A 21,393-nucleotide genomic window follows, 5' to 3' on the forward strand; every position below is an offset into this window, starting at 1 on the left:
CAGGCTTCTATAGTGATCAGGCGCCCCCTGCGCTTTGCGCCTGCTGTCGAGCGTTGCCCATGACCTCAACCGAACACCTGATCATCTGCGAGCATTGCGACTGCGTGTACGAAAAGGTCGTGCTCGGCAAACACCAGAAAACCCTCTGCGTGCGGTGCGGCGGCGTGCTGCAGCGCTACAACGGCTTGACCGTCGAGCAGCGGCTGGCCCTGAGTTTCACTGCGGCGATGCTGTGGCTGTTCGCCAATTTCTATCCGGTGATGAGCATCAGCATGAAGGGCCTGAAGAACAGCGCGACGCTGTGGGATTCGGTACTGGCGCTGAGTCAGGGGCCGATCACCTTCATGGCGATGGTCGCGGCGATTTCGATCATCATCGCCCCGGCGTTTCAACTGGTGCTGTTGATCTGGGTGCTGAGTTTCGCCTTGTCATCGCGCCGGGCACCGGGCTTCAAGCTGTGCATGCGCTGGCTGGAAACCCTGCGTCCGTGGAGCATGCTCGAAGTGTGTCTGCTGGGGGCGATGGTGGCGGTATTCAAACTGGCCGGGCTGCTCGATGTGCTGCCGGGTATCGGCCTGTTCGCCCTGGCGGTGCTGAGCCTGATGATGATCCGCATTGCCGGCCGCGACATTCGTGATCTGTGGGACATTCTATGAAGCGACCCGCGACCGCCAGCGAACTGAATCTGTGCCTGTGCCACAGCTGTGGGCTGGCTTGTGACATGACCGACGAGCCGCACGAGTGCCCGCGCTGCGATGCACCGCTGCATCGGCGCAAGACCAATTCCCTCACCCGTACCTGGGCCTATCTGTTTGCCGCGCTGGCGTTTTACGTGCCGGCCAATCTACTGCCGGTGATGAACACGGTGATGCTCGGCAACGGCGCCGACAGCACGATCATGAGCGGCGTGCTGGAGTTCTGGGAGGGCGGCGCATGGGACATCGCGCTGATCATTTTCATCGCCAGCATCGCGGTGCCGGGGATCAAATTCGTCGCCCTGTCGCTGCTGCTGATCACCGTGCAGCGGGGCAGCGACTGGGCGCGCCGTGAGCGTTCGAAGCTGTACCGTTTCGTCGAGCTGATCGGCTACTGGTCGATGCTCGACGTGCTGGTGGTCGCACTGGTCGCGGCGCTGGTGAAGTTCCAGGCGCTGGGCGATATCGAACCACGCCCGGGCATCCTGTTTTTCGGCATGGTGGTGGTGTTCACCATGCTCTCGGCGATGAGTTTCGACCCACGGCTGATATGGGACAATGCCCCGGACGACGAACCGCTCAGCGACGCACCACCTCAAGCAGCACCTGCAACGGATGGCGCAGCGCCCGATCCGACTGGCGCTTGACCTGACTGCGGCACGAATAGCCGGTGGCCAGTGCTTCGCCCTGATCCGCCGGGGCTTCGACCTGCCGCGCCCACGATTGCTCGTAGATCACCGCCGAGGTTTCGCGGTTGCGCGCTTCATGGCCGTAGGTGCCGGACATGCCGCAGCAGCCGGTGGCCTGCGTCGCCAGTTTCAGCCCGACTCGCCCGAACACTTGTTCCCACTGGCGAGTGGCGGCCGGCGCGTTGGTTTTCTCGGTGCAGTGTGCCAGCAGACGGAATGACCGGGCCGCGTCGGCAGCGGCCTGCTCCGGCATCACCTTGAGCAACCATTCCTGCACCAGCGCGACTTCCGGGCAGTGGTCCATGCCGGGCACTTTCAGGTATTCCTGGCGATAGACCAGCGTCATCGCCGGATCCAGCCCCAGCAGCGGTACGCCAACGTCCGCCAGCTCGCGCAGTTGCCGGGCATTGCGCAACGCCGCGCGGTTGAACGCCGAGTGGAAGCCCTGCACATGCAGCGGCTTGCCGTTGGCACTGAAGGGTGCCAGATACACCTGATAGCCAAGTCGTGAAATAAACTCCAGCAGATCCGCCAGCAGCGGCGCCTCGAAGTAACGAGTGAAGGCGTCCTGCACCAGCACCACGCTGCGTTCGCGCTGGGCCGGGGTCAGCGCCGACAGCGTGGAAACCGTCGCCGGCTGCACCTTCCAACGGCGCAGCGCAGCGTGGAAATCAAAGCGACTGAGCAACGGCACATCGACCATGCCGCCAAGACGCTCCAACTGTTTGCGCACAAAGGTTGCGCCCATCAAACCGTTGTACAGCGCCGGAATCCGCGCCATGTACGGAATGCTGTACTCCAGCGAGGCAATCAGATAATCCCGCGCCGGGCGCAGATAACGGCTGTGATACAGCTCAAGGAAACGCGAACGGAATTCCGGCACGTTGACCTTGACCGGGCACTGTCCCGCGCAGGATTTGCACGCCAGGCAACCGGCCATGGCGTCATACACCTCATGGGAAAAGTCTGCATCCTGCGCGCGGCTGTTGCGCCAGCGTGTCCACAGGTTGCGGAAAAATGCCGGACGACGGATCGCCTCCGACAGCACATCCACCCCTGCCTCGCCCTGCAAACGCAGCCATTCGCGGATCAGCGATGCGCGACCCTTGGGCGATTGCGCACGCTCGCGGGTGGCTTTCCACGATGGGCACATGGCGTCGTCGGGATCGAAGTTGTAGCAGGCGCCGTTGCCGTTGCAATGCATGGCCGCACCGTAGCTTTGCCAGACTTTTTCATCGATCTGCCGATCGAGTTCGCCGCGCAGGGTCACTTCGTCGATTTTCAGCAACGCCGCACCGGTATTGGCCGGGGTGGCGATCTTGCCCGGGTTGAACTGATTGAACGGGTCAAACGCAGCTTTCAGTGCCTGCAACGCCGGATACAGCTCACCGAAAAACGCCGGCGCGTATTCCGAGCGCAGACCCTTACCATGTTCGCCCCACAACAGGCCGCCGTAGCGTTGGGTGAGCGCGGCGACACCGTCGGACACCGGACGCACCAGCGCCGCTTGCTGCGGATCCTTCATGTCGAGAATCGGCCGTACGTGCAACACACCGGCATCGACGTGGCCGAACATGCCGTACTGCAAACCGTGGCTGTCGAGCAGTTCGCGCAGTTCGGCGATGTACTCGGCCAGGTGCTGCGGCGGCACTGCGGTGTCTTCGACAAACGGCTGCGGCCGCGCTTCGCCGGCAACGTTGCCCAGCAAGCCCACCGCACGCTTGCGCATGCCATAGACCTTGTTCACCGCCGCTTGGCCGACGGCCAGCGTATGCCCCAAGCGTTCAACTGTTGCGTCGCTGCTCAGATGTTCGAGGAAGGCTTCGACCCGGCGTTGCAGATCCTCTGGATCGTCGCCGCAGAATTCCACCAGGTTGATCCCCAGCGTCGGCCGCTCGGCACTTTCCGGGAAGTACTCGGCGACGCCGTGCCAGACGATGTCCTGCATCGCCAGCAGCAACACCTTGGAATCCACGGTTTCAATCGATAGCGGCTTGAGCGCCATCAGCGCCCGGGCATCGCGCAACGCATCCATGAACCCGGCGTAGCGAATATTCACCAGCATCGTGTGTTTGGGGATCGGCAAAACGTTGAGCTTCGCCTCGACCACAAAGCCGAGTGAGCCCTCGGCGCCGCACAACACGCTGTTGAGGTTGAAGCGGTTGTCGGCCTCGCGCAGGTGCGCCAGGTCGTAGCCGGTCAGGCAGCGGTTGAGATCGGGGAAGCGCTGTTTGATCAGCTCGCCCTGCTCATCAATGATCTGCCGTGCACAGCGGTAGACTTCACCGACGCGATCTTCACGGGCGCACAGCGCTGTCAGTTCGTCTTCCGCAAGCGCTGCGCCGTGCAGGCGTTCGCCGCCACGCAGCACCATGTCGAGTTCCAGCACATGGTCGCGGGTCTTGCCGTAGGTGCAACTGCCCTGGCCGCTGGCGTCGGTGTTGATCATGCCGCCGACGGTGGCGCGGTTGGAGGTCGACAGCTCCGGGGCGAAAAACAGCCCGGCTGATTTCAGCGCGGCGTTGAGCTGATCCTTGACCACCCCGGCCTGCACCCGCACCCAGCGCTCTTCGACGTTGATTTCCAGAATGCGGTTCATGTGCCGCGACAGGTCGACGACGATGCCGTCAGTCAGCGACTGACCGTTGGTGCCGGTGCCGCCGCCGCGCGGAGTGATCACCACTTGCTGATAAGCCGGTTCGGCGATCAGCCGTGCGACTCGCGCCACATCCTCGGCATCCTTCGGAAACACTGCCGCTTGCGGCAGACGCTGATAGATCGAATTGTCGGTGGCGAGCACCACGCGACTGGCGTAATCGGCACTGATCTCGCCACGAAAACCACTGGCTTTCAGGGCTTTGAGGAACTTCTGGTAATCGGCGGTCAATGCAGTGGCGGGCGACAGCTGGGCAATCATCGGTCGGGAAATCTCGGTCAAAATCGGGCCGTGTGGCGGTGAACAGTTGTGCGCAATGAATGATTGCGTCACGCTCCCGCCATCTCATGGCGCTTATGTTCATTGCTTGGCGCTATCGGGACAAACGTAAAATCGACCCGCAATCCATGACTAAAACGAATGAATCCGCGAACCCTCACCCCTTCCATGTCGTTATTGCTGGCCTTCGAGGCTGCCGCACGCCATGAAAGCTACACCCGCGCCGCCCACGAACTGTCGCTGACGCAAAGCGCGGTCAGCCGTCAGGTGCAGATTCTGGAAAAGATGCTCGGCATGCGCCTGTTCAGTCGCGAGGGCCGGCAAGTGGTGCTGACCGATGTCGGGCGCATGTATCAGCGCGAACTGGCCGAAGCCCTCGGGCAGATCCGCAGCGCGACGTTGCAGGCCATGGCGTTCGGTTCCGGCATTCACAGTTTGCGTCTGGCGACGCTGCCGACCTTCGGCTCGAAATGGCTGCTGCCGCGACTCAAGGACTTCTACACCGCACACCCCGGCATGACCGTGCACTTGCATTCGCGCATCGAAGCGATCGACTTCGACACCAGCGAAATCGATGCGGCAATCTGTGTCGGTGCGGGGGACTGGCCGGGGCTGAGCGCCCTGCCCCTGCACACTGAAGAGCTGGTGGTGATTGCCAGTGCGCAGTTGTCGCCGGCCGAACGCGCCGACGCCGAGCAGCACATCGCCGGGCAGTTACTGCTCAATGTCAGCAGCAACGCCCAGGCCTGGGCGGAATGGTTCACACATCATGGTTTGCCACACCGCAGCATGCGCATCGGGCCGAGCTTTGAAATGACCTCGCACCTGATTCAGGCGGTCCGGGCGAATATTGGTGTGGGGCTGGTGCCACGGATTCTGGTGGAGGATGAATTGCTTAACGGCGAGCTGCAGCAACTGGGGGAGCCGATCACCAGCCGCCGCAGCTACTACCTGGTGTATCCGCCGCGTAATGAGGCGTTGCCGTCACTGAAAGCGTTCAGGGATTGGCTGGTACGATCGTTATGACAGATCGTCTCGCCCGAGCAACGTTCACCGCTTGGGAGGTGGTGGAGCGCTAGGACCACGGGCAGTTTGCGGCGAGTTCCTGTCGTTCGAGCCAAGGTAGCGTGCCACATCTGGCGGCATGGGTCTCGGTGCTTCGGCGGTCATGGCTGGCTCTCTTTTATGGTGGTGAATTCAACCCACTGAACTTTCGACGAATCTATCACCAACAGGTCGGCGTCAAAAGGCTTGGCAACGCCATCGTCACCCAACCATTTCGGGCTCTGCATCACAAACTGTCCATTCGCAGGTTCGGCAGGCCATTCACAAGGCCAGCCAAACAGGCGCCTTTCGTCGTTCAAATGCAGCGTAATGAGCCGATCGTGGCGTGCAAAGGTGCTGTACCACTGGCTGGGAAATGACGTTTTTCTGGTTACATTTCGAAACCGTAACCAAGCATGCAACTTGTCATTTGAAGCGAGATTGCAGGAAAGAAATCCGAGCGTCACTGACACAAAGAACGCCCATATTGTCTGCGCCTTGCCATCCCATATTCCTACAGAAAATCCCTTCGTCCCCACCCATAGACAGATTGCACCTATCCCCAATACAGCCCCATGAATCACAAACGTAAAGATCAACGCCTGCACAATCTGCCCAAACGTATCAGGCCGTTTGAACGCGGTGAGCGTGTAAAAAATCCAGGTCGAGACAAATCCGGGAATCAGATACTGCAACAACGGAATAACTTCTTTGACCAGATCATCCATGATCCGTGGCTCCTTGAAAGGCATGCCCCTCCGGTTACCGGGCGGCACTCAAAAGCCTAGCGCACACTGGGGATACGCCTCGTGCCGATCTGTCACAGCGCATTTCGCAAAGCAAAAAAAGCAGAAACCATTGATCCGGTTTCTGCTTTTTGTGGGGCTGGCTTTTGCAGCGGAGGCTGGGCTTTACAGGCAGTCACGCACCGATTTGCGCAACGACCCGGACTTGGCCCATGGCGGTCCCTGATACAGGGAAACGCGGCTGCCGTCCTTGTATTTGATGATGTCGAGAATCTCGTCGGCGGTGACGAGGCTCGGTGCCTTGATCCGGTAGCCGTTGGAAATGGACGTCTGCGTGGTCTTCGGAATGTCCTGCTGCCACAACGGCAACAGGCACGCGGCATAGTCTTTAGGCGCTTTGGTGGTGGTTTTGCTGAGATTTGGCTCGCCCGGCACCAGCGATGCTGGCAATGAGCAACCCGCCAGCAATGCCAACGCCAAACTCCCGATCCATATCCGCATGGTGTTTCCCTGATCTGAAAAAACGCGAATGTAACGTGTAACCGGGTGTACATCCAGCGCGGCACGTCGCCCACAAGGGAGATTGGACAAATATTTACATGCATGCGGCCCGGTGGCAGACGAGCTGCGCATCATCGAAGAAAAATGCGACTACTCTGTTCTACCGAGAATGTTCCGGAGGTGATCATGCGGCTCAATGAATACGAACACGAACTTCAGCGCGACCTGCAAGCCGTTGCATCGGATCTGAGATGGTCGGCGGTCGACCTCAAACGCATCGCCGAACAGCTGCGCAAGAGCGGCAATGAAGCGGATGCCCAGGCGGTACTCAGGTCCTGCGAGGTGCTGCAAAGTGATGAAGAACGCCTGCAGCTGTATGCCAGGGAAGTGAAGACGCGCTCCATCAGCCGGACCAAAGTCCACTGATACCACCCCCTGCCCCCAACAAAAGCCCCGGCAATCACCGGGGCTCTTTCGTTACATTTGCTTCAACTTGCAGTGTGACTTCGCGCTCGCACCGAGCGTTTTCTGTAACCCGGCAACGCAGCGGCATAGGCCAGCGCCTCCTCTCTGCTACCGAACGACGCAAGCCGATCGCCTTGAGTACAAACCCGCCACGGGCCGTTGTTCACGCTGAGTACGTCGTAGCCGTTCATGTGCATTTTGTTCAAGACCGGAATGCTCATGGGTACCTCCTTTTTGCCGACGGTGGATTCAGCTCTGCCTTTTTAACTTACACCCGGATGCCGCAGTTGTGCCGACCGGGTGTCGCCATCGCGATGCGCCAAGGCTCTGGCACTTTCCGCCAGGCCAAACACTCAAAACCCCGAGGGAACATTTGAATCCGGGCCCGGCTCGAATATTGCAGTTTTATTTCATTTATGTGACACGCAGTAAACAGGTAACAGATGAAAGTACGCGCCACCGTTATTTGCGAGCAGGATCGACACGTTCTCCTGGTGCGCAAACCCCGCTGCCGCTGGACATTGCCCGGCGGCAAGGTCGAGCCTGGGGAAACCAAAGCCGGGGCGGCGACGCGCGAGCTGCAGGAAGAAACAGCACTGGATGCCGAGCAGATGTTGTATCTGATGGAACTGCACAGCGGCAGCACCCAGCATCATGTCTACGAGGCGTCGGTGCTCGATCTTGAGCAGTTGCGCCCGCAAAACGAGATCACCGAATGCATCTGGCATCCGCTGGACGCGGTGCAGAATCTACCCACCAGCGAGGCGACGTTACGCATCGTGCAGGCGTTTCAGCGGCGCTTGTAAGGCATCAGCCGGCGAATGCCCGGCGCCCGGCGCTCATTTCCGTACGCAATTCGCCGATGAAATTGGAAATATCACGGATCGTCACCAAGTGTTCCGGTGAGACGCCATTGAGCAACAACTCGACTCGCCCGGAGTCAGGCTCATACACCTTGATCCGCAACAGTCCCTGCTCCACTTGTGTGCATTCGCATTCAAGCGACGGAAAGCCGGATTCGACAATCCGGCAGATGTCGGCAATGGCTAACATGGGCGCACGCCTCGCAGGCGATGAGTCGGTCGACCGATTCAGCATAGATGAGCGATCAATAATCTGCCGCCCAAGCAAGTGCCAACCCGATCACATTTTTCGCCCAGCCTCAGTGCGCGTCATGATCCCAGATCCAGTTCCACATCCCCGGCAACTGCACCGGCTGCGAACTCTGCTGAACCGTGCGCGCCAGCGCCGCTTTCTGCAGCGCCGCGTGATCATCGTAGAACGGTTTGTCCGCCAGTTTCACGCCAGTGGCGGCGGCGCTGTCGAGCAGGATTTGCAGGTATTCGCGGGTATGCCGCGCGGTGTAGCGGTTGAGGTCATGAAAGGTCACCACTACCGGAATCACCCCGTCTACGGTCGGAAATTCGCCGAGGGCAATGCGCTCGCGGACTTCCGATAGCTGGCGCAGCATATTCGCCCGACGTCGGGGACTGGCGTTGAAGCCCCAGATCTTGCCGTCATTGGCGCTCAAATCGGTCAACAACACGTGCAAGCCATGCTGGCGATACGCGACGAAGGTGCGCTTGTCGTAATTCCAGAATGGCGGACGCAGCAGGATCGGTGCTGCTCCGGTGATCGCGGCGATATCCGCCGTGCCGTTGCGCAACGACTGCTCCAGTTCTTGCGGATCGAGCGAGCGATGGTTGGTGTGCCAATGGGTGGCGGTGTGGAATCCGAGGATGTGCCCTTCGGCGTGCTCGCGCCGCATGATGCCGCGACCAATGTCACTGTTACCGGCGCGAGGCGCGCGGGTCTGGACGAAGAACACCGCTTTGATGTCCGGTTGCACCGGGTTGACCTTGAGGCTGTCGAGCACTGTCGCCGACGGATTCCAGAAACTCGAGGCGCTGGGGCCATCATCGAAGGTCAGCAAAAAGCGCACCGGCGCCTGGGCCTTGAGCCGGGTTTCGGTTTGCGCGGTCATTTCGATCGGCGCGGCAATGCAGCCGGCCAGCCCAAGCGCGATGGCCGCTGCACAGAGAAGATTGAACGCGTATTTCATGTTTTGCCTTGCGCCTGGCCGTTGCGGCCCTGTTGTCGACTGGCAAAACTCCCTCGCCCTGATCCATCCCTGCGCCCGGCTCCGCGAGCCAGGTTTGGATAGGTTACACAGGCTTTGGTTCCGGCGCTCGCTCAGTCAGCCAGAGCCTGTTGAAACGAGGTATCGATGACCCCGGCGGTGGCCAGCGGCGCCGGCAGTGCCTTGACCTTGAACAGGAAGTCCGCGGTGCCTTGCAGGTCGACCGCCGCCTGCTGATCCACCGGCCCGACAGTCATGTGCGCCTGACGCAACCAGTGCCGTGAAACCTGCTGATCGAGATTGGCTTTCTTCGCCCACAGGTCCGCGTATTCGTCGGTGTGGCTGTCGACCCAGGCCCGCGCCTGTTTCAAACGCCCGAGAAAATCGGCAATCGCGGCACGCTTGCTGTTGATCGACGGCGCTGACGCGGCAATCGCGCTGAGGCCTGGCATCAGGTTTTTCGCGGTGAGAATCGGCCGCGCACCGGAGAACACGATTTGCTGGGAGATGTACGGTTCCCACACCGGGAACGCGTCGATGCTGCCCTGTGGCAATGCCGCTGCCGCATCAATCGGCATCAATTTGACGAAGTCGACGTAGTTTTCCGGCAGACCGCCCTGCTCCAAGGCGCGCAAGGTCAGTTGCTGGCTCCAGGCGCCGGGCCAGTAGGCGACTTTCTTGCCCTTCAGATCCGCGATGGTTTTCACCGGCGAATCTTTCGGCACCAGCAAGGCGATAGTGTCCGGGTTCTGCCGCGACACACCGATCAGTTTCACCGGCGCCTGTTTGGCGGCGAGAAACAGAAAACCCGAATCGCCAAGAAAGCCCAGATCCAGCGAGCCGGTCTGCAACGCCTCGGCCAGTGGCGCGGCGGCCTGGAAGTGCTTCCAGTCGACGCTGTAAGGCGCGTCTTTCAACACGCCGGAAGCTTCGACCGAAGCGCGGATGTTGTAGTAGTTCTGGTCACCGACATGCAGGACCAACGGCTCGGCGGCGTGGGCAAGCGGTGCGGTGAATAACGCGGTCATCAGTGTGCTGCGGAGCAAACGAGAGAGCTTCATGGGAGGTCCTGCGACGGGATTTTGCATAGACCATAACGCTGTTGATAAACCTATTTTAAATTCGATTAATGCATAAGCTCATCGCCCGGGATGCTCACTGTCCGCTGCGCAACAGTGCCTTGCCACAATGTTTCCCAAGCAACAGTTGAAAGGCGCTAAAACCGGGGAAAACCCCGTAAACATGGGTCGAAACACACATGGCACAGAGCCTGCAATATTCCATTCATGCAGGACGCAGCCGATAAAAATATATTTTTGGACATAACAACCAGTGCCTTTGCCGGAGCGCCCCATGACATCGTTCTTACCGTTTACCCGCCTCAAAACGCTGCTGGTCGCCAGCGCCATGGCATTGAGCCTGCAACCGCTGGCCGAAGCCGCCGAAGCGCCGCCTGCGGAAGTCCATCTGGATTACGCTTACTACTCACCCGTGAGTCTGGTGCTCAAACATTTCGGTTTTCTCGAAAAGGCCCTGCCACAGTCCAAAATCAGTTGGGTGCTGAGCCAGGGCAGTAACCGTTCACTGGAATACCTGAACAGCGGTGGCGTCGATTTCGCCTCCAGCGCCAGCCTTGCCGCTGTGCTGAGCCGGGCCAACGGTAGCCCGATCAAGTCGGTCTACGTCTACAGCCGCGCCGAATGGACCGCATTGGTGGTACGCAAGGGTTCGCCCTACCAGAGCGTCGCCGACCTCAAGGGCAAGAAAATCGCTGCCACCAAAGGCACCGATCCGTACCTGTTCACCCTGCGCAGCCTGCAACAGGCCGGGCTGAAGAAAGACGACGTGGAACTGGTGCACCTGCAACATCCGGACGGGCGCACCGCGCTGGAAAAAGGCGATGTCGACGCCTGGGCCGGACTCGATCCGCACATGGCCGCCAGCCAGGTGCAGGCCGGTTCGCGTCTGCTGTATCGCAACCCGGCGTTCAACAGCTACGGCGTGGTCAGCGTCACCGAGCAGTACGCCAAGGAGCATCCGCAAACCATCGACACCGTGATCAAAGCCTACGAGCAGGCGCGGGACTGGGCGCTGAAAAATCCCGACGAGTTCGCCGCGCTGCTTGCCAAGAAATCCGGTCTGCCGCTGGACGTGGCCAAACTGCAGTTGTCGCGCACCGACCTGAGCAGTCCGCAACTGACCGCCAACGATGTGCAAGCGTCGAAAGCTGCGGCACCGATTCTGGTCTCCGAGGAACTGGTGCGGCGTGGAGTGAATGTCGATCAAGTCATCGATCAGTTGCTCGACAGCGGAGTGCAGCAAGCCGTCGCCCGCCAGTAATCGACCAGACTCACAGCCCATCCGCGCCCGGCGCGGATTCGCTGTGAGCGGAGCCCACGTATGAGCACTCGCAGTAACGAACTGCCCGCGCCGCCTCGCAGCTTGCCGAGGCCGCGTCCTTCATCTCTCAACCCGACATGGCGCCGGCGCCTGAAAGGTCTGGCCCTGCCGCTGCTGATCGTGGTCGCCCTGGAGTTCATCGTGCGTCTCGGCTGGCTTCCGTCCTATCAAATGCCGGCGCCCAGCGAGATCGCCCTGACCCTCACCGACCTCGCCGAAGGCGCCCTGTGGAAACACATCAGCGCCAGCCTGTTGCGGGTGTTGCTCGGTTTTGCAATTGGCGCCAGCCTTGCGCTGGTGTTCGCCGCCTGGGTCGGCCTGAGCCGTGAGGCCGAGGCGTATCTGGAACCGACGTTCGCCGCGCTGCGTTCGATTCCGAGTCTGGCCTGGGTGCCGCTGTTGCTGCTGTGGCTGGGCATCGATGAAACCTCGAAGATCGTGCTGATCGCCATCGGCGCGTTCTTTCCGGTGTACGTCAACGTGGTCGCGGCGATTCGCAACATCGATCGCAAACTGGTCGAGGTCGGGCGCATCTATGGCTTCAGCCGCTGGCAACTGGTGCGGCGGATTCTGCTGCCCGCCGCTCTGCCCGGCCTGTTCACCGGACTGCGCAGCGGCATGAGTCTGGCGTGGATGTTTCTGGTGGCCGCCGAGCTGATCGCCGCGACCAAGGGCCTCGGTTATCTGCTCAGCGACGGCCGCGAAACCTCGCGCCCGGACATCGTGCTGGCGGCGATTATCGTGCTCGCCTTGCTCGGCAAACTCAGCGACGGTTTGCTCGCAGTGCTGGAACGCCGCTGGCTGATGTGGCGCGACACCTTCACCGGTCAGGAGGCGCAGGATTGATTGGCCAGAGCCAACTATGCTGAAAGCGTCCACCCAGAGATTCGGCGCATGTGCGGAAGACTCTCGCAGTACCGCGGCATTCACGACTTCGTCGCGGTGCTTAGCATTCCCGATGCGCTGATCAATCACGTCGGCGACGCTGCGCTGGAGCGCTACAACGCGGCGCCGACCACGTCACTCGCGGTGCTCCATCAACATGATCAACGCCTGTATGCCGACAACCTGCGCTGGGGCTGGCGCCCGCACTGGGCCAAAGACCGCGCGGCGCCAATCAACGCGCGCGTGGAGAAAGTCGCCCATGGGCCGTTCTTCCGGGCGATCTGGCGTCATCGGCTGATCGTGCCGGTCGACAACTGGTTCGAATGGGTCGACGGCCCGGATAAAACCCGACAGCCGTGGCTGATCCGTCGTGCCGATCAAGGGCCGGTTTTCTGTGCGGCCATCGGACAGTTTCCGACACCCGGCAGCGATGGTCGGGACGACGATGGATTCGTGATCATCACCGCCGACAGCGTCGGCGGCCTGCTCGATATTCATGATCGAAGACCCGTGGTCTTTCGCGCCGACATGGCTGCCGAGTGGCTCGACAGCGCCACGCCTGTTGAACGCGCCGAACAGATGCTCCTGTTTGAAGGCGAACCCAGTGATGCCTTCGCCTGGCACAAAGTCGGCAAGGCAGTCGGCAATTCACGCAATCAGGGTGCAGGGCTGATTGAAGAAGTGGCTTAAAGATCCACGTTCTCACGCGTCTACCTTGTAGTTGACGCAAGATCTTTACAGCTGGTGTTTCATTGTTGAGACAGCCCGAGAAAAACAGTCGTTTGAGCGAACCAACCGCCTGTCTGACATTTCAACCGTCATACATACATTTACATGCACTACGGATAGCATGCGCGCCGCATTTCCATTTGGCATACCAGTTGACCAAAGAGTCAGCAAAACCAGGAATCCCCTACAACTTTAACAAGCCTTGCAGAGAACTAAGTTGCGCGACGATTTTGCAATCAAACAGGCCAACGGCCTGGAGTGTATTTATCTGTCCATGACAGAACGCTTTCAACTCGACTGTTTTATCGGCCACTACATCAAGACCCGAAACCTGCGTTCAGTGCCGGACATCGAACGCGTCTTGCGCACGACCCTCCAGAGCTATCCCGGGCACCCACCGGTGATGGTCAACGAGCTCAATGCGTGGCTCGACAAGACCCTGGGCTATCGGGCTTCACACCCGGACTTCCCGCACCTGGAAGACCTCTGAAAAAAAGCAGCCCCGCTATTGCGGGGCTTCTTGCAGATGGCTCTCAGAGTTTCACGTCAGGCCCGGTGAGCTCCTTGCCATCGTCGTGCTTCCACGTCTGTTCCTTGCGTTTCTCACGCTCGATTTCTTCTTCGCTGGGCTCGTCTACTTCTTCATCTTCATCCGCACGCTGTTGCTCGGTCGTCATGTGCACCTCGCTTTGTCGCAACTAGTCATCCAACAAGCGTAGAACAGTTTTTTCCCTCCAACTTACAGCCACCAGCGCAACAAAAAGAAAAACACCATGCTCAAGAGCATGCTGAGCAAGGTATTGCGGGTGTACAGCACCAGCCCGATCGCTACGAGCGAACTCAGCAAATACGGATTATCCCACTGCAAATTCAACTGTTTGTCCGGCATGAACACGATCGGCCCGCAGATCGCTGTGAGCATTCCCGGTACGGCAAACCCGAGAAATTGCCGTGCGTTGCTGCTCAAGCGCAGCGGCAGGCGCGGTTCGAGAAACACGTAACGGTTGAGGAACACCAGAATCCCCATGCCGAAAATCACTGCCCAGACCATCATGCACGCCCCCGATACAACTTGTTGCAGACAAATCCTGCGGTCATCCCAGCCAGGCCCGACAACACCAATGCCGAGCCCCACTGCCAATAACTGAACAGCACCGAGCAGAACAGCGACACCGCCACACACACCACGGTCGGCACGTTACGCACCACCGGGGTGATCAATGCGATGAAAGTGGCGGCAATCGAGAAATCCAGCCCCAAGTGCTCAAGCCCGGGAATGCTGCTGCCCAGCACGATGCCGGCCAGGGTGAACAGGTTCCAGGCGATATAGAACGTCAGGCCGACGCCCAAGGCGTACCAGCGGTTGAACTGCTGACGGTCATGCTGACTGGTCAGGGCGAACAGCTCATCGGTGAGCAAAAAGCCCAGGCCGATGCGCCAGCGCCCGGGCAGCGGCGAAATCACTGAGCGCATGCTCATCCCGTACAACAAATGCTGCGAGGTCAGCAACAGCGTGGTCAGCAGGATCGAGAAAATCCCGGCACCCCCCTTGAGCATACCGATCGCCACCAGTTGCGCGGCCCCTGCAAACACGATGCTCGACAGGCCCTGCCCCTGTAACGGCGTGAGATTGGCTTCGATCGCCATGGAGCCGGCCAGCAGCCCCCACGGCGCCGTCGCCAGTGATAACGGCATGATCGCCGCAGCGCCGCGAAGAAACGCACGGCGCGGCATAAGTGAGTCAGACATAACGCTCTTCAACCGAGGAAACGGTCGCAGACTCTGCCAGCAAGTGCCCCTTCGTGGCTTGAACAATCTTGCGCACTTGCGCTAAATCGCAGCGCCCCAGCGTCGCTGTCGGCGTACCATGGAGGCCTTCACAACCACGTCAGGGAGACGACATGCTGTACCGAATCGCAGCCGACGGGCTGGTGCTGTTCCATCTGTCATTCATTCTGTTTGTGCTGTTCGGCGGGCTGCTGGTGCTCAAGTGGCCACGCCTGATGTGGCTGCATCTGCCGGCCGCTGCATGGGGCGTGGCGGTCGAGGTGTTGCACCTGACCTGTCCGTTGACCTACTGGGAAAACCTGATGCGCCACGCCGCCGGGCAGACCGAATACGCCGGCGGCTTCATCGAGCACTACATCTGGCCGATCATCTACCCCGCAGGTCTGACGCCGCAGATCCAGTTGGCGCTGGGCAGCGTGGTGCTGGTGATCAACCTGCTGGTCTACGGGCGTCTGGCCCGTGCGTGGAAACTGCGCCGCGCCAGCCGTATTCCGTTTTAACGCGCGGCGGGTTTCAAGGTTTCCAGCCAGGCTGGATCCAGGCGCTTCTGGTCGATCTCTAGGCCCAACGCCTGCATCCGCTCTTTGTGCGCTTCGACTTCCCGGTGCAACTGCGCATGATCGCTGGAGTTACCGTCCAGTTCGTGCATCTGGGTCAGCCCCAGATGATAGAAGCGCAGCACCTTCATCGCGGTCGGATCGTTCTGTTCCACCGCAGCGGTCACCTGATGCATCACGTTGGTCACGCTCATCAGACTGCGTTTGAGCCGCCAGCTGTAGACCGCCGGTGCCATCCACGGCTGCTGCCAGAACTGCCCGCGCAGCAGCGCCGCCGTCAGCAGAAACGCGACGAACACCCCGCCGACATTGAACCGCAGGTTATCCCCGCCAGGCTCGCCGAACAGCGCTACCGCCGCCGTCGAAAGCACCATCGCCAGCACCAGGAACAGCACGGCAATGATCAACGTGCTGCGGCGCGTCTGCTGGCGAAACGTTGCTGGGTCCATCGGCTGGATCTCAAACATCAGGCATGACTTCCTTGAGCGATAAAAAGGGCAATGGAAAAAACTCGCTGCGCATTATCGCCTCTCTCGGGGATTTAGCTATGCTGGGGGCCCTTTTCAACTTTTCAGCGTCCAACGGGGACATGGCGGTACAGCGCAGATCTTGCCATCTTCATTCATGGATACACACTATTCGGATGCCATTTGCCTGCCACTGGAATGACATCGTTTTAAGGATCATTGCATGACCCAACGACACGTAATCAACGCCTCGGTCAGCCCGAAAGGCAGCCTGGAAACCCTTTCTCAACGTGAAGTTCAGCAACTGAGCGAAGCCGGCTCCGGCAGCACCTACACCCTCTTCCGCCAGTGCGCCCTGGCCATCCTCAACACCGGCGCGCATGTCGACAATGCCAAGACCATCCTCGAAGCCTACAAGGACTTTGAAATCCGCATTCACCAGCAGGATCGCGGCGTGCGCCTCGAACTGCTGAACGCCCCGGCCGACGCGTTCGTCGACGGCGAAATGATCGCCAGCACCCGCGAGATGCTGTTCAGCGCCCTGCGTGACATCGTCTACACCGAAAACGAACTCGACAGCCAACGCATCGACCTCAGCACCTCGCAAGGCATCAGCGACTACGTGTTCCACCTGCTGCGCAACGCGCGCACCTTGCGTCCGGGTGTGGAACCGAAAATCGTCGTGTGCTGGGGCGGTCATTCGATCAATACCGAAGAATACAAATACACCAAGAAGGTCGGCCACGAACTGGGCCTGCGCAGCCTCGACATCTGCACCGGTTGCGGCCCCGGCGTGATGAAAGGCCCGATGAAGGGCGCGACCATCGCCCACGCTAAACAGCGCATCCACGGTGGGCGCTACCTCGGCTTGACCGAGCCGGGCATCATCGCCGCCGAAGCGCCGAACCCGATCGTCAATGAGCTGGTGATCCTGCCGGATATCGAAAAACGTCTTGAAGCCTTCGTGCGTGTCGGCCACGGCATCATCATCTTCCCGGGCGGCGCCGGCACCGCCGAAGAGTTCCTGTACCTGCTGGGCATCCTGATGCACCCGGACAATGCCGGCCTGCCGTTCCCGGTGATCCTGACCGGGCCGAAACATGCCGCGCCGTATCTGGAGCAACTCGACGCGTTCGTCACCGCCACCCTCGGCGATGCGGCGAAGCAGCACTACGAGATCATCATCGACGACCCGGCCGAAGTCGCGCGGCAGATGACCGCCGGCCTCAAAGCGGTGAAGCAGTTCCGCCGCGAGCGCAACGACGCGTTCCACTTCAACTGGCTGCTGAAGATCGACGAAAGCTTCCAGCGTCCGTTCGATCCGACCCACGAGAACATGGCCAACCTCAAGCTGCACCGCGACCAGCCGCCCCACGAACTGGCGGCCAACCTGCGCCGCGCGTTCTCCGGGATTGTCGCCGGCAACGTCAAGGACAAGGGCATCCGCTTGATCGAAGAGCACGGGCCGTACCAGATCCGTGGTGACGCGGCGATCATGCAACCGCTCGATTCGCTGCTCAAAGCCTTCGTCGCCCAGCACCGGATGAAACTGCCGGGCGGCGCGGCGTATGTGCCGTGCTATAGGGTGGTGGCGTAACACACGTTCAGGCACACCCAAAACCTTGGGAGCTGTCTTGCCAGCGATCAAAGCAAGACTTCCATTGACATGCGGCGCCCTAAACGCCGGATGCCAATGGATTTTCCCGACAGACCTCTAACCTAATGAATAATTTTGTACTCCGTAAAAGGTGCGTCCACTTCATTTCCGCCCAAATTCACCACATAGGCAAACTTAGCGCCCTGCGGGCCTGCATGTTCTAGCAAGTCTTCGCGAGGTACTTTTATCTCGATAGTCTCCGAATAAGGAGTGGTACCGGAAAATCTTTCACCGATCCACGTGCCATCTAAAATAACCTGAACGAAAAATGGAATGTGATCACTCTCCGCCAAAAAACCCGGCGGGATCTGTGCAGTAGCACCCTCAGGGACATCGGTCATTTTTACGATGCCGCCTACAGCTTCTTTGATTACAAGTTGTTCAAGATTCTTAGCCATTTCTTTATTCCTCTAAAAACAGGTTGAGCACGCGAAGGTATCGCTGCGTAGCCATTAGGACCCTGCCGCCGGAGGTCCACAACTGTCAGAAATTACAGGCGGGGCCTTTATTCCGACCAACGGCAACCTCGACTTCACCGCACCAGTCTCAGAGCCAACGCCTTCGCCTGTGACGCCACATCCGTCACCGCCGTACTCTCCCACCACATCCCTCGCAACGGAGGGCCCATGGCGAACAGCCGGTTCGCTACCTGCCCGTGTTCGTTCAGCACCGCACCATCAATCGCAGCCGCGATCCCCAACGCCAACGGCCCCGACCGCACCAGTCCGCGCGCCAACAACTGCTGCGGCAATGGCCGCGCGACCCGACGCCAGTCATATTCAATGCCGCTGGAATTAATCAGCGCTGCGCCATGAACTAAGCAGGTTTCAGCTTCACCACGGCGACGAATGCGAATGCTCACGCCGCCCTCCGCGCCAGGTTCTAACCCTTTGAACGACGCTGCCTGAATCCGCAACCGCCCTTCGCCCTGCAACCGCTCGACCAATTGGGCACTCAGCGGCGGCGACCGGTGATGATGACTCTCCCACCACGGCCGCACATGGCGTACGAATTGTCGACGCTGCACGTCAGTCGCCTGACTCCACAGCCGTCCGATATGGGCCCGCACCGTGTCCAGCGGCGCCTGCCAATCGATGCCCTGAGCGATCGCATCGCGGCAATGCCTGCGCAGCTCGCGCAACAACTGTCGAGGTGTGCGAATGCTCTGATCTTCGGCAAGAAAATCCACCCACGCCGGCGGTTGCCGACGCACATGGGGCAACAGTCCGTGACGGGAAAACACTTCAATCGGCCCGCGATGACCGGCCTGCTCCAGTGAAACCACGGCATCGACCATGGTCAGGCCGGAGCCGATGATCAGCACAGTCGACTGCGGATCGAGCTGACGCATCGCCGCGACATCCCACGGATCAAGCGCTGCGGCATTCAGGCCGCTGGACTCTTTCTGCGGCGTGCGCGCGGCGGGGAACATGCCCGTAGCGAGCACGGCATAGGCGCCGCGCAGAGTCTGCCCATTGCTCAAGCTCATTTGCACCGAATCCGCATCAGTTTGCAGATCGACGACTTCAGCGCGAACGTGCTCGACGGTCGAACCATGCTGCGCACCAACGACGCGCGCCTCGGCCAGACGCCGCTGCACATACACGCCAAACAGCCCGCGTGGAGGGAACAGCTCACTGATCGGCACATCCTGCTCGGCAGATTCCGGCCAGCCACCGGCAGCGATGTGCGCGGTCAGCCATTGAGTCAGGTCATCGGGGTTATCGGGGTCGACACTCATGCGCGCCGCATTGCTGTTGAGCGTGTGGCCCAGTTCGACGGCGCTGTAAGCTTCGCCACGGCCGAGTTCGGCGCGCGGTTCGATGATCAGGATCCGACGCTGGCCGGGCAGTCGCAGCAACTGCACGGCCAGCATCGTGCCGCTGAGGCCACCGCCGATGATCAGGATGTCTGCGTTCTGACTCATTCAAATCACCACATTGCGCACAAAGCGCACCGCCACCGGCCCGTCATTGCGATAGCCATGGGGCTGGTTGCTGGCAAACATGAAAAACTCGCCGCTCGCAATGGTATTGGTCACATCACCCACCGTTAGCGTCAGGCAACCTTCGAACACATAAATCTGCTCGCTCCAGCCATCGGCGTCGGGTTGCGACGGATAGACCTCCCCCGGTTGCAGACACCATTCCCACTGTTCGACTTCACGGGTGGCGGTGGCCTTGGATAGCAGTACCGCTTTGCTCCCGGGAATCACCCCGGCCCACGCCACCTCGTTGATGCGGCTGGTATCGCGTGCGTCTGGGGCCTGGATCAGGTCGCTGAAGGCCACGTCGAGCGCTTCGGCAACGCGATCGAGAGTGGTCAGGCTGACATTCTTTTCCCCGGCCTCGATCGCCACCAGCATGCGCCGACTGACGCCGGACTTTTCCGCCAGCGCGGTCTGGCTCATGTCGGCAGCGTGGCGCAGGCGCCGGACGTTGTGACTGACGTGTTGCAGGACGGACGCCCGTTGGCTGGAATCTTTGTGCACTATATTGCTCACTCGGTGGGGTTGGGCAGTATACTGCGCAACGTTGGGCGCATTGTGCGTCCTGCCTTTTATAGTGCGCAAGGACATGACGTCAGTGAACAGCTCCCCCACGCCTCTTCGCTTCTCCCGTTTCAGCAAGGCCGAGTGCGTGCTGGTGCTGATCACCATGGTCTGGGGCGGTACGTTTCTGCTGGTGCAACACGCCATGACCGTCAGTGGACCGATGTTCTTTGTCGGCCTGCGCTTTGCCGCTGCGGCCGCCATTGTCGCGCTGTTCTCCTGGCGCCACTTGCGTGAACTGACCCTGTTCGAGATCAAGGCCGGATCGTTCATCGGCGTGGCGATCATGCTCGGTTATGGCTTGCAGACGGTTGGTCTGCAAACGATCCCGAGCAGTCAGTCGGCATTCATCACCGCACTGTACGTGCCCTTCGTGCCGTTGCTGCAATGGCTGGTGCTGGGCCGTCGGCCGGGGTTGATGCCGAGCATTGGCATCATGCTGGCGTTTACCGGTTTGATGCTGTTGTCCGGGCCGTCCGGGGCCGCGCTGAACTTCAGCCCCGGCGAAATCGCCACGCTGATCAGCGCCATCGCGATAGCCGCCGAGATCATTTTGATCAGCACCTATGCCGGTCAAGTCGATGTACGCCGGGTGACCGTGGTGCAACTGGCGGCGACCTCGGTGCTGTCGTTCCTGCTGGTGGTGCCGACCGGTGAAACGCTTCCGGATTTTTCCTGGACCTTGCTGGTGACCGCGCTGGGACTCGGCGCGGCGAGTGCGGCGATTCAGGTGGCGATGAACTGGGCGCAGAAAAGCGTTTCGCCGACCCGGGCGACGTTGATCTATGCCGGTGAGCCGGTGTGGGCCGGGATCGTCGGGCGAATCGCCGGGGAGCGCTTGCCGGCGATTGCGCTGGTGGGTGCGGGGTTGATTGTGGCGGCGGTGATTGTCAGCGAGCTGAAGACCAAGGGTAAGGTTGTCGAAGAAGACGCGGAGCTGGAGCGGGAGACCCAAGGTTAATCCGCAATATCTTTAGTGCCTGAACCGTAGCTATCGCGAGCAGGCTCACTCCTACAATTGAAATGCGTTTCCCCTGTAGGAGTGAGCCTGCTCGCGATGAGGCCATTCCAAGCAATATCCATCTACCTGAAACAATGCCAAACAGAAAATTCCAGACTACTTTGTAGGATTCTGAGACATCCTGGCGTTTGGTAATCAGGGAGCTGGCACGTATGATGCTTCACAAACTTCCGCAGATTAGAA

The 21,393-nt window shown here is 60.3% G+C and carries 26 protein-coding genes; 12 read left to right on the forward strand and 14 right to left on the reverse strand.

Annotation, left to right across the window (positions count from 1 at the left end; translation table 11 throughout):
- Positions 1–59 precede the first annotated feature (59 nt).
- Together HDC30_RS02540 and HDC30_RS02545 are read left to right on the forward strand one after the other, a co-directional pair.
- Positions 60–656: a paraquat-inducible protein A gene (locus HDC30_RS02540; RefSeq protein WP_003225887.1), complete on the forward strand. Its 597-nt coding sequence runs from the start codon at positions 60–62 to the stop codon at positions 654–656.
- Positions 653–1,342, forward strand: coding sequence for a paraquat-inducible protein A (locus HDC30_RS02545; RefSeq protein ID WP_027612991.1), 690 nt, complete (start codon positions 653–655; stop codon positions 1,340–1,342). Before HDC30_RS02540 ends, HDC30_RS02545 begins: the two co-directional genes overlap by 4 nt.
- Here the strand turns inward: HDC30_RS02545 and HDC30_RS02550 are convergent.
- Entirely contained in the window at positions 1,275–4,301 is a 3,027-nt protein-coding gene (locus HDC30_RS02550) for an FAD-binding and (Fe-S)-binding domain-containing protein (RefSeq protein ID WP_183781320.1), read from the reverse strand. The genes HDC30_RS02545 and HDC30_RS02550 overlap by 68 nt on opposite strands.
- 159 nt (positions 4,302–4,460) lie before the next feature.
- Between HDC30_RS02550 and HDC30_RS02555 the strand changes: the two genes are divergently transcribed.
- Entirely contained in the window at positions 4,461–5,345 is an 885-nt protein-coding gene (locus HDC30_RS02555; RefSeq protein ID WP_183780524.1) for a LysR substrate-binding domain-containing protein, read from the forward strand.
- A 140-nt stretch (positions 5,346–5,485) separates the two neighbouring features.
- On the opposite strand, the gene HDC30_RS02560 is transcribed toward HDC30_RS02555, so the two are convergent.
- Positions 5,486–6,091 (reverse strand): DUF6338 family protein, encoded by a 606-nt coding sequence (locus HDC30_RS02560; RefSeq protein WP_183780526.1) that lies wholly within the window; start codon positions 6,089–6,091, stop codon positions 5,486–5,488.
- A gap of 183 nt (positions 6,092–6,274) precedes the next feature.
- The gene (locus HDC30_RS02565) at positions 6,275–6,610 is read right to left on the reverse strand and encodes a hypothetical protein (protein ID WP_003225912.1); all 336 of its coding nucleotides are present in this window, start codon (positions 6,608–6,610) and stop codon (positions 6,275–6,277) included.
- Between the two features lie 186 nt (positions 6,611–6,796).
- Here HDC30_RS02565 and HDC30_RS02570 point away from each other — a divergent pair, with 186 nt between their 5' ends.
- Entirely contained in the window at positions 6,797–7,036 is a 240-nt protein-coding gene (locus HDC30_RS02570) for a hypothetical protein (protein ID WP_027612987.1), read from the forward strand.
- A gap of 62 nt (positions 7,037–7,098) precedes the next feature.
- Here HDC30_RS02570 and HDC30_RS02575 read toward each other — a convergent pair whose 3' ends face one another.
- The gene (locus HDC30_RS02575) at positions 7,099–7,296 is read right to left on the reverse strand and encodes a DUF2188 domain-containing protein (RefSeq protein ID WP_096796397.1); all 198 of its coding nucleotides are present in this window, start codon (positions 7,294–7,296) and stop codon (positions 7,099–7,101) included.
- Between the two features lie 222 nt (positions 7,297–7,518).
- Between HDC30_RS02575 and HDC30_RS02580 the strand changes: the two genes are divergently transcribed.
- Complete coding sequence (locus tag HDC30_RS02580) at positions 7,519–7,881, forward strand: NUDIX hydrolase (RefSeq protein ID WP_096796396.1); 363 nt, start codon at positions 7,519–7,521, stop codon at positions 7,879–7,881.
- Positions 7,882–7,885: 4 nt separating this feature from the next.
- On the opposite strand, the gene HDC30_RS02585 is transcribed toward HDC30_RS02580, so the two are convergent.
- From HDC30_RS02585 to HDC30_RS02595, 3 genes are all read right to left on the reverse strand, one after another.
- A complete protein-coding gene (locus HDC30_RS02585; RefSeq protein ID WP_003225919.1) occupies positions 7,886–8,128 on the reverse strand; it encodes a DUF1652 domain-containing protein in 243 nt (80 codons plus the stop codon).
- A gap of 109 nt (positions 8,129–8,237) precedes the next feature.
- Entirely contained in the window at positions 8,238–9,137 is a 900-nt protein-coding gene (locus tag HDC30_RS02590; RefSeq protein ID WP_183780529.1) for a polysaccharide deacetylase family protein, read from the reverse strand.
- A 131-nt stretch (positions 9,138–9,268) separates the two neighbouring features.
- Complete coding sequence (locus HDC30_RS02595; RefSeq protein WP_183780531.1) at positions 9,269–10,216, reverse strand: ABC transporter substrate-binding protein; 948 nt, start codon at positions 10,214–10,216, stop codon at positions 9,269–9,271.
- Between the two features lie 292 nt (positions 10,217–10,508).
- Between HDC30_RS02595 and HDC30_RS02600 the strand changes: the two genes are divergently transcribed.
- From HDC30_RS02600 to HDC30_RS02615, 4 genes are all read left to right on the forward strand, one after another.
- The gene (locus tag HDC30_RS02600) at positions 10,509–11,495 is read left to right on the forward strand and encodes an aliphatic sulfonate ABC transporter substrate-binding protein (protein WP_183780533.1); all 987 of its coding nucleotides are present in this window, start codon (positions 10,509–10,511) and stop codon (positions 11,493–11,495) included.
- A 60-nt stretch (positions 11,496–11,555) separates the two neighbouring features.
- Positions 11,556–12,401 carry an ABC transporter permease gene (locus HDC30_RS02605; protein WP_115989524.1) on the forward strand — a complete coding sequence of 282 codons (846 nt, stop codon included), beginning with the start codon at positions 11,556–11,558 and terminating at the stop codon, positions 12,399–12,401.
- 48 nt (positions 12,402–12,449) lie between these two features.
- Positions 12,450–13,130, forward strand: coding sequence for an SOS response-associated peptidase (locus tag HDC30_RS02610; RefSeq protein ID WP_097090315.1), 681 nt, complete (start codon positions 12,450–12,452; stop codon positions 13,128–13,130).
- A gap of 256 nt (positions 13,131–13,386) precedes the next feature.
- Entirely contained in the window at positions 13,387–13,659 is a 273-nt protein-coding gene (locus HDC30_RS02615; RefSeq protein ID WP_095136479.1) for a hypothetical protein, read from the forward strand.
- Between the two features lie 43 nt (positions 13,660–13,702).
- On the opposite strand, the gene HDC30_RS02620 is transcribed toward HDC30_RS02615, so the two are convergent.
- The 3 genes from HDC30_RS02620 to HDC30_RS02630 all read right to left on the reverse strand — a co-directional run bounded on the left by HDC30_RS02620 (position 13,703) and on the right by HDC30_RS02630 (position 14,918).
- Positions 13,703–13,846, reverse strand: coding sequence for a hypothetical protein (locus tag HDC30_RS02620; protein WP_166497409.1), 144 nt, complete (start codon positions 13,844–13,846; stop codon positions 13,703–13,705).
- 62 nt (positions 13,847–13,908) lie between these two features.
- On the reverse strand, positions 13,909–14,220 hold the full coding sequence (locus HDC30_RS02625) for an AzlD domain-containing protein (protein ID WP_179353313.1): 312 nt from the start codon (positions 14,218–14,220) through the stop codon (positions 13,909–13,911).
- Complete coding sequence (locus tag HDC30_RS02630) at positions 14,220–14,918, reverse strand: AzlC family ABC transporter permease (RefSeq protein ID WP_183780536.1); 699 nt, start codon at positions 14,916–14,918, stop codon at positions 14,220–14,222. Before HDC30_RS02630 ends, HDC30_RS02625 begins: the two co-directional genes overlap by 1 nt.
- A 152-nt stretch (positions 14,919–15,070) precedes the next feature.
- Between HDC30_RS02630 and HDC30_RS02635 the strand changes: the two genes are divergently transcribed.
- Positions 15,071–15,457, forward strand: coding sequence for a DUF2784 domain-containing protein (locus HDC30_RS02635; RefSeq protein ID WP_027612976.1), 387 nt, complete (start codon positions 15,071–15,073; stop codon positions 15,455–15,457).
- Here HDC30_RS02635 and HDC30_RS02640 read toward each other — a convergent pair.
- Entirely contained in the window at positions 15,454–15,981 is a 528-nt protein-coding gene (locus HDC30_RS02640; protein ID WP_183780538.1) for a DUF3087 domain-containing protein, read from the reverse strand. The genes HDC30_RS02635 and HDC30_RS02640 overlap by 4 nt on opposite strands.
- Before the next feature lie 223 nt (positions 15,982–16,204).
- Between HDC30_RS02640 and ppnN the strand changes: the two genes are divergently transcribed.
- A complete protein-coding gene (gene ppnN / locus HDC30_RS02645) occupies positions 16,205–17,578 on the forward strand; it encodes a nucleotide 5'-monophosphate nucleosidase PpnN (protein ID WP_096796387.1) in 1,374 nt (457 codons plus the stop codon).
- A 122-nt stretch (positions 17,579–17,700) separates the two neighbouring features.
- Here the strand turns inward: ppnN and HDC30_RS02650 are convergent, their stop codons facing one another.
- The 3 genes from HDC30_RS02650 to HDC30_RS02660 form a co-directional block, all read right to left on the reverse strand.
- Complete coding sequence (locus HDC30_RS02650) at positions 17,701–18,036, reverse strand: hypothetical protein (RefSeq protein WP_096796386.1); 336 nt, start codon at positions 18,034–18,036, stop codon at positions 17,701–17,703.
- Positions 18,037–18,170: 134 nt separating this feature from the next.
- Positions 18,171–19,565 (reverse strand): FAD/NAD(P)-binding protein, encoded by a 1,395-nt coding sequence (locus tag HDC30_RS02655; RefSeq protein ID WP_183780540.1) that lies wholly within the window; start codon positions 19,563–19,565, stop codon positions 18,171–18,173.
- Positions 19,566–20,129, reverse strand: a complete 564-nt coding sequence (locus tag HDC30_RS02660; RefSeq protein ID WP_103368869.1) for a helix-turn-helix domain-containing protein — start codon at positions 20,127–20,129, stop codon at positions 19,566–19,568.
- An 85-nt stretch (positions 20,130–20,214) separates the two neighbouring features.
- Between HDC30_RS02660 and HDC30_RS02665 the strand changes: the two genes are divergently transcribed.
- Positions 20,215–21,150, forward strand: coding sequence for a DMT family transporter (locus HDC30_RS02665; RefSeq protein WP_183780543.1), 936 nt, complete (start codon positions 20,215–20,217; stop codon positions 21,148–21,150).
- The last annotated feature ends 243 nt before the right edge of the window (positions 21,151–21,393 follow it).

The organism is Pseudomonas sp. JAI115 (assembly GCF_014200835.1).
GTDB classification, from domain to species: domain Bacteria; phylum Pseudomonadota; class Gammaproteobacteria; order Pseudomonadales; family Pseudomonadaceae; genus Aquipseudomonas; species Aquipseudomonas putida_A.